Consider the following 10,183-nt stretch of genomic DNA (forward strand, 5'->3'; position numbering starts at 1 on the left):
TCAGGCAACTCCTTGATCGGGGTCTGACATTTCCCCAGGCGTGTGCTCGGGGGGTTCGTGGTAGGCGCCCACGGCGAGCCAGCGGCGTCGGTCTGCGTCGGTTGCCAGGCAGAAGCTGGCCAACTCCAGCGGTTCGAGGTAGACGACGGCATCGCCGTCGAGGTCCTCGACCCGCAACCGGGGTCCGTTGGCCGATGTGTCGAGCCGCACGCGGACCGCGGCGAACTCACTCGCCACGACGACGCCGTCGTGCTCCCATCGCGGATCGTTGGTGGTCATGGAACCTCCTGGATGCGGAGCTGCATCCGGCGGGGGACCACGGTGGCGACAAGGGCCATCATGACGAGTGCACCGAACGCGGGAGTGTAGGTGTTGAAGGTGTCAACCAACCACCCGAAGGAGACAGGGCCGACCATGTAGCCGGCGTAGAACAGCATCATCACCAGCCCGGTGGCCTGTCCCGACCGGGCAGATGGGACGGCGCTCGTGGTCGTCAGCATCGCCACCACCACCCAGGCGCTGGAGAACGACGCGTAGACCACCAGGGCGAGGAGGAGCAGTGGGTAGGAGATCGTCCCAAGCACCGCAACCAGGACACCGCCGACGGCGGTGCCGAACGCCATGACCTGGAGCAACCGGCGCGGGTCGGTGTGCCGATCAGCCACCCGTCCCCATGACAGCCGTGCCACAACCCCGACGCCCCCCAGCACCGCCGTCACCAGCCCAGCCGCACCCGTGCCGATGTCGAGTGACTCGAAGGCGAACAGCGGGGCATAGGTGCTCCCTGAGGAGACGGCTGCTCCCATGATGCCGGTGTAGGCCAGGAGGAGCCGCAACGGGTCACGGACCTCGTCCGGCATCCGGGGACTGGGCGGGCTGCCTGCCACGTCGGCGACCTGCTGCGCGCTGGGCGCCCCACCCGTGCCCCACGGCCTCCACACCAACAGCAGTCCTCCAAGTGGCAGGACGGCGCTGACCAGCAGAGCCTCGCGCCAGCGACCCGCCGCCGCAGCCAGCGGGAGCACGAGACCGGCGAGCAGGATGCCCACGTTGACGCCGGACTGCTTGATCCCCATGATCACGCCGCGTCTTCCGACGGCGTAGCGGGACATGATGAGGTCGTTGGTCACCGGGTTCGACCCGCCCATTGCCACCCCCGCCAGCATGACGGCAGGGAGGAGCCAGACGAAGCCTGGGGCCAGGGCGGCCACGACGAAGCCGGCGGTCGACGCCACGAACAGCGCGGTCGCCACGCGTCCGGCGGAGGCTCGGTCGATCCATCGACCCCACGACCACGCGGTGAGGCAGGCGACCATGGACAGGACCGCCGGAAGTGCGCCGACCTCGGTTCGCGACAGTCCGAGTTCCTCTCGAAGCACCGGCGCGATGGCGGTCAGTCCCAGCTGGAGGTAGGGCCCGACCGCCATGGCGAGGACGAGCAGGAGGGGAAACGACAGCCCGCTGCCGTCCCCGTCGTCCGTGGCACCTCCAACATGGCCGACGTCCGGTTGGGGCCGGTTCAAGGGCGCCACCGGAGCATCCGGCCTTCGATGGTCCGAAGCACCGCGCTGAACAGGACGCCGAGCATGGCGAGGGTGAGCGCCGCAACGAAGACCCGGGCGATGTTGAAGGCCTGGGCGCTGTTGAGCAGGAAGAGCCCGAGCCCCGCCCGCGAGCCGAACAGGTCAGCGACGACGAGGCCCACCACACCGCGACCGACGGCCAGCTGGAGTCCGGCCATGATGAACGGGACGGAGCCCGGCAGAAGTACCTTGCGGAAGGTCTCCGACCGTGTCGCACCGAAGGCGGTGCTGACGTCCAGCAAGGAACCCTCAACCGCCTTGACCCCGGAGATGGTGTTGATCACCATCGGGAAGAAGCAGGCGAAGGCGACCACGGCCATCTTGGCCTGGATGCCGAATCCGAGGGCGATGATCAGGAGTGGGGCGAGGGCGATCATGGGCGTGGCGTAGAGCCCCGCGATCCATGGCGACGCGATCTCGCCGAAGGTCCGGCTGGAACCGGCGATGAGGCCCAGGGGGATGGCCAGCGCCGCGGACACGGCGAACCCGAAGAGGAAGGCAAGGACACTGATCCGCAAGTGCTCCCAGATGAGACCATCTCGGATCACGACCACGAACTCACCGATGATCTGTGTCGGCGGGACGAGCGCGAACTCGCTGACCTCGAAGACCGCGAGCGCCGCCTCCCACAGCAGGAACCCACCGATCACTGACAGCAATGACAGCGGCGGACGGCGTCGCCGGCGTCCGGCGGGGGCGTGCGGGGCGGCGGTGTCCTGGGCGACGGACGGGGGACTGATGTCGATGGTGTCGGTCACGGGTGCCTCACTCGGCGGTTGGCAAGGGGGAGGGGGAGTTGGGAGGTGTCCGGGCAAGCCCTGCGGAGAAGGGCTTGCCCGGACGGTGGAGGGCCTCAGAGGCAGGCGGCAGCCCGTCGGGCGTACTCATGGGTGCGGACCTCGTCGAGCGAGGGAGCCTCCTCGAGGATCTCCTGGCGAACCATGCTGTCGATGAGGTTCTGCAGGGACTCGTCGTTGATCTCACCGTTCTCGGCGAGGAAGTATGGCGAGTGGACGTCGCCGAGGAGGTACAGCTCCATGGACCGACGGGCGACGGACTCCTCGACCTCTGAGACCTCGGCGGCGATCTCGACGACGCGATCGAAGTTGGCCGCGTCCTTCGCCCACTGACCAGTCCGGATCCATGCCCGGAGGAACCGGACGACTGAGTCGGGGTTCTCTGCGGCGAAGGCGTTCGTCGTCGACACATAGCCGGAGGTGAACAGCGGCACCTCACCGCCAGGGGCGGCGTAGCCCAGACGACCGAAGCCAGCGTCCTCACCGATGAAGTTCACGGGGGCGGCACCCGGGATCCAGTCCACCTGCCCCGATTCCAGCGCCGCGTAGTTCTCGAACGTCGACCCGATCACGACGGGGTCGATGTCGTCGTGGGTCAGGCCGATCTCGGCCAGCAGGTCGCCGAGGACCGCCCAGACGACGCCGCTGGTGCTGGACACCGCCACCGTCTTCCCGGCGAGGTCGTCCCAGCCGCTCACCCGATCGGTGTTGACCAGTGGCTCCCACACCGACACGTCGACCCCGCCGCCGACGCCGATCACATCGCCGCCCTGGGCGGTCGCGACGATCCCGCCAGACCCGTTGACGGCGACGTCCAGGTCGCCGGAGAGCAGCCCGTTGTTCACGTCAGCCGAGGCCCGGAAGTCCACGATGTCCAGGGTGAGGCCCTCTTCTTCCAGGATCCCGGCCTGCTCAGCGACGCCGAGCCACAGACCCGTGGTCATCGCGCGGCTACCAGCGATCGCGGCCACTCGGAGGGTCAGTGGCTCGGTGCCAGGGCAGGACTCGTCTGCTCCGGCTACCTCGGTCGGCGCTTCGGCCTCGGTCGGCGCTTCGGCCTCGGTCGGCGCTTCGGCCTCGGTCGGCGCTTCGGCCTCGGTCGGCGCTTCGGCCTCGGTCGGCGCTTCGGCCTCGGTCGGCGCTTCGGCCTCGGTGGACTCCTCGGCGTCGTCGCCGTCGCCACCGCACGCGGAAGCGACAAGTGCAAGGGTCAGGAGCATGATCAGCGGCATCACCCGCCGCAGCCGTTCAAAGAAGGTGTTCACGTTCGTTCCTGTCTGTTCAGTCCCCGGTCCGGCCGCCCGGGGTTGGGCTCAGAGGAGGGTCGGCAAGGAGTTCAGCGGCGCGTCGGCGTCGATGAGGTCGACCCGCTTGGTGACGATGCGAAGCCCGTCAGCCGTGGTGCGGAGGTGGTGGTGGTAGTGGCCGGACACAAGAGCCGTGCGGCCATGGCGATGGGCCGTCAGGACAAACGGGGTCACGACGTGGGTCAGCTCGGATGAGGCCAAGGTGATCGTGGTTCCCAGGACCCGGGCCGATCGGGCCGGCGGCTCCTCGGTGTGGGCTGCCGGGCCGAGCAGACGATCGACACGGGTACGCAGACGACCAAGATCGTCGAGGACATGGTTGACCGCGTCACGACCATCGACGAGATCCGGGTCGACTGGAATCCAGTAGCATCCATCAGGAGCCCAGAGCGTCAGCCAGTCGCTGAATCGACGCTGGTCCAGCAGCATGGACTCGGTGGCGAGCAGCTGGGTGACGCCAGGCTCGGCGGCCTCTGCGACGAGATCAGCCATTGACCTCGCCCCCTGCCGCCATGAGCTCCCGGTAGCGGGCGTACTGCCCGCGCTGGGGCGCCTCATCGGTGATGTGCCCCGTCCGTGACCCCTCGGGCCCGGTCCGTTCGCGCCGACGTCCGCGGTCCAGCCACAGCCACTCGTCGCTCGTGGCATCCAGGCCAGCATCGACGCGTCGGAACATCTCCATGTCGTCGGGCTGACCGAACCCCCCGATCCCGTAGAAAAGCTCGTGATAGCGCAGGCGCAGTCGGTTGATGGCCGCCGGCGCACCCTGTCCCAGCATCGGACGGATCACGACCTCCGTCCGATCGACCGCGACCGGCAGGATCTCCCTGATCTGGATGCCGATCAGCTGCAGGTTCGGGAAGACCGCGACGTTGAACCCCGGGCCGGGGGTGGCGTTGAAGAGCGCCTCGGCATCGGGCACCCCGAAGTAGGCGGTCAGGTCAGCCTCGTCCGGGGGCGCACCCTGAAGGGTGCGTAGCCGCTGGCGCAGCACGCCGCTGGCCGCTTGGCTCTGGTCGAGCAGACCGTGGCCGTTGCCGAGGGAGGCAGAGATCGGGCCTGCCGACTGCGCCTCGTCCTTGCTGGATATGTACCGCGACTGCTCACCCGTGGCCTGCTGCATCAGCGCGAAGAAGGACTGATGGGTGAAGTTGGCGTGGTAGCCGTCAACCCCGTTCTCCATCTGCAGCTTCCAGTTGCCGTCGAAGACCATCCGATGGGCCTGGTCGGCGACCACCAGCTGGTGGCCGGGCAGGTGATCCAGGAATCGATCGATGTAGGGACGGGCCCCGCCAAGGTGGTCCACGAGCGGCGGCACGTCGGCGGCGAGGCTGGCGAAGATGAGCCCTCGGTAGCTCTCGACTCGTGGAGCCTGAATCAGTCCCAGCTCGTCACGGTCACGATGCTCGTAGCCTTCGGGGAACGGCACGCCAACCAGGTCGCCGGAGGCGTCGTAGGTCCATCCGTGGTACTGGCAGCGGAAGGACGTGGCGTTGCCGCTGCGCAACTGGCACACGGTGGCCGCCCGGTGACGGCACCGGTTGAGCATGACGCGGATGCGCCCCTGCCGGTCGCGGTTGACGATGACCGGCTGGGTGCCGATCCGGGTGGACTTGTAGTCACCGACCTCCGCGACCTCCGATTCGTGCGCGACGTAGACCCACGTCCGGGAGAAGATGAGGTCCATCTCGGCCACGAAGGCCTCTGGGTCCCGGTAGATGTCACGATGGACCCGATCCTCATCCACCATCTGCAGGGCCCGTTCGGCGGGGTCGGACGCCGGGCTCATGCGGCACCCGCGATCAGGCCCATGCCGGTGATCCACGATGGGATCGGCTCATAGGCCACCAGCTGGGGAAGGACGGGGCTCGCGGCGCACGCAGCGATCCACGTGCGGAGTTCGTTGGCGCCCACGCCGGCGGCAAGGACCTCCTCTGATGACATCGAGGCCAGCGCGTCCAGATCGCCGTCGCACAGCCGGGTGATGACGCGGTCGTCCCACGCGGGGTCGATGCGTTCCCCGGCCTCCCTCACGCGATCGAGGTTGAACCGGCGCCGCTCATCCTCCGAGAGGTGGCTGGTGTCGGTCTCCAACGCCGGTGGCGAGTGGGAGAGGCCGCCGCTCCCCAGGAACATGATCCGCCGAGGATCGTCGGCGAGATGATCGCCGATGATGCGCCCTACGCCGAGCGCCCGGGAGAGCGGGGCGAGCGGCGGACGCGCGCAGTTGAGGACGATCGGCAGGATCGGCACGGCGTCGAGTTCGCCGATGAGCTGCGTCCAGCTCTGGCCGAATCCGTGGTCAAGTCGCACCTCGTCGCCCACGGTCACGTCGAAGCCGGCGTCGAGGAGTGCGACAGCGGCCCCGTCGGCAGCCCGTCGGTCCACGTCGTAGGGGGTAGCCGGAGTGCCCCAGTCGCCGTACCCCACCGCACTGCGGACCACGGCGATGCTCGGGACGACGCCCACGAACGCCCGTACGTGGTCGGGGCCGAAGAAGACCACGAGCTCCGGGTCGAACCGCGCCACCCGGGCGGCGACGTCACCGAGCGCGTCGATGAACCGGGCACCGCCCGGACCCCCATCGGCCCCGTCCATCAGGGGGCTGTGGGATGCGCACACAACCATTCGTGGTCCAGCCATGTCTTTTCTGCTCCGAGTTATTGAACGTAGGATGATTATCCGACTTTAGGTCGATCAGGGGCGTGGTACGTTCCGTTCACCGGATTCCGGCGGGGTGCGGAGCGCACGGCGCAGGATCTTCCCGGCGGCGGTTGTGGGCAGGTCATCCCGGAGATGCACCTCGCGAGGCTGCTTGTAGCCGGCCAGATGTGTTCTGCAGAGATCGGTGAGGTCCTCCACAAGATTCTCCGCAGGCGCCCCCCGTCGAGGGACCACGTAGGCCACGGGCCGCTCGCCCCACTCCGAGTCCGCGGCGCCGACGACGGCGGCGAGCCGGACGCGTGGATCGCTGGTCAGCACCCGCTCGATCTCCGCCGGGTAGACGTTGAACGCCCCGCTGACGATCATGTCGTTCTTGCGGTCGACCAGATAGATGAGCCCCTCCTCGTCCTGCCGACCCACATCGCCGGTGAGCAACCAACCGTCGTCGGTGGTGGCGGCCCAGTCCTGCGCTCGGCCCCAGTAGCCCGTGGCGAGGGACGGTCCGCGGACGGCGATCTCCCCGAGCCCTCCCATCTCGGCCTCCACCCCCGGGCCGACCAGGACACGGATCTCCGACAAGGGTGTCTCCATTCCGCACGATGCCAAGAGGTGCTCCTCACCCTCGAGGGCTCGACGATGGTGCTCAGGTGACAGGAAGGTCACCAGGCCGCCGGTCTCGGTCGAGCCGTACTGCTGGAACAGCGGGGTTCCCAGCGCACCGCTGGCTTCCTTGGCGAGTGCGGTCGGCATCGGGGCGGATCCGTACCCGACCAGCCGCAGGCTGCTGGTGTCGTGGCTGCCGTTGTGGGCGTCCAGCAGGCGGGCCAGCATGGTCGGCACCATGATCGTGGTGGTGATCCGATGGCGCTCGACGAGCGCCAGCGCGGCAGCCTCGTCGAACCGGGGCATGACGACCATGGTCTGGCCGAGATGGGTCCAGTTGAGCGTCCGCATCATCCCCCCCGCGGTGAAGAAGGGTGTGGCGGCCAGGCACACGTCATCGTGTCGACCCCGGGTGAGGATCAGGTGGTCAAGGGCGGCCATCAGCATTCCCTCGTGGGAGTGGATCGCCGCCTTCGGACGTCCGGTCGTGCCGCTGGTGAACAGCAGCACCCGGGGGTCATCACCATGCAGACCGGCCGGGGTGGGGTCGACCGCCCACCCGCTTGTCAGTGCGGTGTCGTACGGCCGGCCGAGCTCGCCTCCACCGATCTCGAGCACCGGCAGGAGGGGGTCCGCGAAGACCTCCCCGAGGTCGGCGACATGGTCGTGATGCAGGATGGCGGCCGCTGGCTCCACGACCCCGAGCGCGTGAGCGACCTCATCGACAGCCAGCCGCGTGTTGATCGGGACCAGGACAAGCCCTGCCTTGGCCAGGCCGAAGACGATCTCGGGCCATTCCAGACAGTTCCTGGAGCAGACGGCAACGCGGTCGCCGGACCGGAGACCGCTGTCGAGGAGCGCGGTGGCCAGACGATTCGATCGTTCGTCGACCGCGGACCAGGACAGGGTGCGGTCCTGGCACACCACCGCGGGCTTGGAGCCGAGACGGCGAGCGTTTCGGCGAGGGATGTCACCGACGAGCAGGGACGTCATGTCAGATCAGGAAGCCCAAGGTCGGGATCGGGCCCTGGGCGTTGACCAGCTCCACGACCTTCTCGCGAAGCCGAAGACCATCCTGTCCGCGGACGACGGTGTACCGGTAGCGGCCTGCCCACACGGTGGCCCCGTGGCGGTACTCGTGCAGAACGAAGTTGCAGGCGACCGACACCAGATCAGTCGTGGCCGACGTGGTCTCGAAGTTGGCGAGCATGCGACGCATTCGGGACGGCGGGACCTGGGAGTAGCGGTGCCCTGTGCACAGCTGGGCGATCCTGCTGCGCAGGCGGGCCCGGTTGTCGGCTATGTAGGAGAACTGGTCTCGCCATTCGCGCTCAGGGTCCCGGGGCACCCAGTAGAGCGCCTCGTCGTCCCACAGCGACTCCCACTCCTCGTAGGCGTGCTCGTCGGCCAGCCGTGCCTCCCGAACGATGAAGGCGAGCACGTCCTCGCGCACTCCCCACGGTGACCGCGACTGGTCATCGGCGCGTGTGGTGGTCATGCGTGCACACCGGTCATCACGGAGCGGTAGTGCTGCCAGATCGCCCGCTGGGTCGTCTCCGCGGACTCATCGAAGCTGTGGGTGCCGCGGATGTCGGTCTCCTCGGACTCAAGACCCCGGCTCAGCTCCACCCATTCGGGTGTGCCGGCCTCCAGGCCGATCTGGTTTCGCTCGCTCATGTCGGCGTCGTCGGCGATCAGGAAGCCAGCGGGTCCCATGGCGCCTTCGGCGCGACGAAGGATGCGCTCATTCATCTCCTCCCCGCCGTCGAGCAGGGCGGGAGCGGTGTGGACCACCGTCTGCCCGGGGGCCAGTGGTTCGAACATCATCACGTTGAGCTCGGCGAGGAACAGGTTGGGGAAGATCACCGTGTGCGGCGGGCCGTCGACCAGGAGCTGGCGCAGACGGCCGTCTCGCGCGACGGTCATGGCCTCGATGTAGCGCGGCACGCGGGCACGGTCGATGTTGCCGAACCAGGCGAACTCACGGTCGAGGCGACGCCACTCGTCGGTGTAGTCGATCTCACAATGTCCACCACCCAGGTCCCTGACCGCGATCCGTGTCTCCCCGGACCCGTACTCGGCGCGTCGGGGGGACACGGCGCGGTACACCGACTGGTGGACGAACAGCGCGTGGTAGCCATCGACCTGGTTCTCCAGCAGGGTCTTCCAGTTCGCGCGGTTGAGGTGTCGGATCCACCCGTTTCGCAGGTTGAGCTTGCCGGTGGGGGACAGGTCCACCAGCCGGTCGATGGCGGTCGTGGCCTTGCCCAGGTGATCGCTGAGGGATGGTCCGGCGCCGGTGAGTCGGCCGAAGACGAAGCCCCGGTAGCTGTCGAGCTCGGCGATCGGCGCAAGGCCCAGACGGGCCTGCGTGTCGTCGTGGTCCGTGCCGTAGCCCTCACGCATCGGCACGCCGGTCAGGGCCCCGTCGCTGGCGAAGGTCCAGCCGTGGTATGGACAGCGGAACGAGGACGCGTTCCCTGCGTCGGCCCTGCACACCAGGTTCGCCCGGTGGGTGCAGCGGTTGAAGAACGCCCGGACGACGTCGTCGCGCCCGCGGGCCACGATCAACGGTTGGCCACCGATCGTGCGGGTCACGTAGTCGCCTGGGCTGGCGACCTCTGAGTCATGGGCCAGGAAGACCCAGCCCTGGTGGAAGATGCGGGAGAGTTCGGCGTCGTGCACGGACGGCGAGGTGTAGAGGCTTCCGTGGATCCTCGTCGGTTGGACGAGCGCGTCGAAGTCGATCTGCGTCATCAGGATGCTCCTGCCGTCACTGCGGACTCGGCCGGGACCGTCGGTCGTGGTCGGCCGGTCATTCGGTGGTGCCACTCGCGCCACCAGGAGCGCATCTGCAGCTCGCCGTCGCGCTCGGTGGTGCCGTACCCCTTGGAGATGTCGTTGTGGGTGACGCCGCCGGAGGCGAACCCGATCTGGCAGGACTCCAGGGCCTCGGCGTCATCGGGGGTGGCGAACCCGGCCGGTCCCAGGATCTCCAGGAAGCTCTGCAGGCGTCGGTGCAGCGCCGCGCCCTCCTCCTCCACCGGGGCCAGCGCCCAGGCGTCCACCGACATGGTGTCGGGCCCGGTCGGCTGGAAGGTCCGCACCGTCAACGCCGTGATGTCGTTGACGACCAGGTTGGGGAAGATGACCATGTTGCGCATCGTGTCGGTGATGCGGGTGCCCCGCTCTGTGCCGTGCTGGTCGTGCAGCTGCGCCCGGACCGCGG

At 68.5% G+C, this 10,183-nt stretch carries 11 protein-coding genes; all 11 read right to left on the reverse strand.

Annotation, left to right across the window (positions count from 1 at the left end; translation table 11 throughout):
* Positions 1-279 carry a hypothetical protein gene (locus tag CUC05_RS15130; protein WP_108666954.1) on the reverse strand — a complete coding sequence of 93 codons (279 nt, stop codon included), beginning with the start codon at positions 277-279 and terminating at the stop codon, positions 1-3.
* Complete coding sequence (locus CUC05_RS15135; RefSeq protein ID WP_157965608.1) at positions 276-1,523, reverse strand: MFS transporter; 1,248 nt, start codon at positions 1,521-1,523, stop codon at positions 276-278. The genes CUC05_RS15130 and CUC05_RS15135 overlap by 4 nt, the downstream gene beginning before the upstream one ends.
* A complete protein-coding gene (locus CUC05_RS15140) occupies positions 1,520-2,341 on the reverse strand; it encodes an ABC transporter permease (RefSeq protein ID WP_157965609.1) in 822 nt (273 codons plus the stop codon). Before CUC05_RS15140 ends, CUC05_RS15135 begins: the two co-directional genes overlap by 4 nt.
* A 95-nt stretch (positions 2,342-2,436) precedes the next feature.
* Complete coding sequence (locus tag CUC05_RS15145) at positions 2,437-3,645, reverse strand: ABC transporter substrate-binding protein (RefSeq protein ID WP_157965610.1); 1,209 nt, start codon at positions 3,643-3,645, stop codon at positions 2,437-2,439.
* 48 nt (positions 3,646-3,693) lie between these two features.
* Entirely contained in the window at positions 3,694-4,245 is a 552-nt protein-coding gene (locus CUC05_RS15150; protein ID WP_108666958.1) for an aromatic-ring-hydroxylating dioxygenase subunit beta, read from the reverse strand.
* Positions 4,172-5,476: an aromatic ring-hydroxylating oxygenase subunit alpha gene (locus CUC05_RS15155; RefSeq protein ID WP_108666959.1), complete on the reverse strand. Its 1,305-nt coding sequence runs from the start codon at positions 5,474-5,476 to the stop codon at positions 4,172-4,174. The genes CUC05_RS15150 and CUC05_RS15155 overlap by 74 nt, the downstream gene beginning before the upstream one ends.
* Complete coding sequence (locus CUC05_RS15160) at positions 5,473-6,330, reverse strand: DODA-type extradiol aromatic ring-opening family dioxygenase (RefSeq protein ID WP_108666960.1); 858 nt, start codon at positions 6,328-6,330, stop codon at positions 5,473-5,475. Before CUC05_RS15160 ends, CUC05_RS15155 begins: the two co-directional genes overlap by 4 nt.
* A gap of 54 nt (positions 6,331-6,384) precedes the next feature.
* Positions 6,385-7,947: a class I adenylate-forming enzyme family protein gene (locus CUC05_RS15165; RefSeq protein ID WP_205712355.1), complete on the reverse strand. Its 1,563-nt coding sequence runs from the start codon at positions 7,945-7,947 to the stop codon at positions 6,385-6,387.
* A 1-nt stretch (position 7,948) separates the two neighbouring features.
* Positions 7,949-8,452, reverse strand: a complete 504-nt coding sequence (locus CUC05_RS15170; RefSeq protein WP_108666961.1) for an aromatic-ring-hydroxylating dioxygenase subunit beta — start codon at positions 8,450-8,452, stop codon at positions 7,949-7,951.
* Entirely contained in the window at positions 8,449-9,711 is a 1,263-nt protein-coding gene (locus CUC05_RS15175; protein ID WP_205712356.1) for an aromatic ring-hydroxylating oxygenase subunit alpha, read from the reverse strand. The genes CUC05_RS15170 and CUC05_RS15175 overlap by 4 nt, the downstream gene beginning before the upstream one ends.
* Positions 9,711-10,183 (reverse strand): SRPBCC family protein (locus CUC05_RS15180; RefSeq protein WP_205712357.1); only part of this gene is annotated, 473 nt, incomplete at its 5' end. The genes CUC05_RS15180 and CUC05_RS15175, both read right to left, overlap by 1 nt.

The organism is Euzebya rosea (assembly GCF_003073135.1).
Classification (GTDB): Bacteria; Actinomycetota; Nitriliruptoria; order Euzebyales; family Euzebyaceae; genus Euzebya; species Euzebya rosea.

Bases quoted from the DNA above. Each gene is read 5' to 3' on its own strand.
- CUC05_RS15130 (WP_108666954.1), bottom strand. From the start codon at position 279: ATGACCACCAACGATCCGCGATGGGAGCACGACGGCGTCGTCGTGGCG.
- CUC05_RS15150 (WP_108666958.1), bottom strand. From the start codon at position 4,245: ATGAGGCGCCCCAGCGCGGGCAGTACGCCCGCTACCGGGAGCTCATGG.
- CUC05_RS15155 (WP_108666959.1), bottom strand. From the start codon at position 5,476: ATGAGCCCGGCGTCCGACCCCGCCGAACGGGCCCTGCAGATGGTGGAT.
- CUC05_RS15160 (WP_108666960.1), bottom strand. From the start codon at position 6,330: ATGGCTGGACCACGAATGGTTGTGTGCGCATCCCACAGCCCCCTGATG.
- CUC05_RS15165 (WP_205712355.1), bottom strand. From the start codon at position 7,947: ATGACGTCCCTGCTCGTCGGTGACATCCCTCGCCGAAACGCTCGCCGT.
- CUC05_RS15170 (WP_108666961.1), bottom strand. From the start codon at position 8,452: ATGACCACCACACGCGCCGATGACCAGTCGCGGTCACCGTGGGGAGTG.
- CUC05_RS15175 (WP_205712356.1), bottom strand. From the start codon at position 9,711: ATGACGCAGATCGACTTCGACGCGCTCGTCCAACCGACGAGGATCCAC.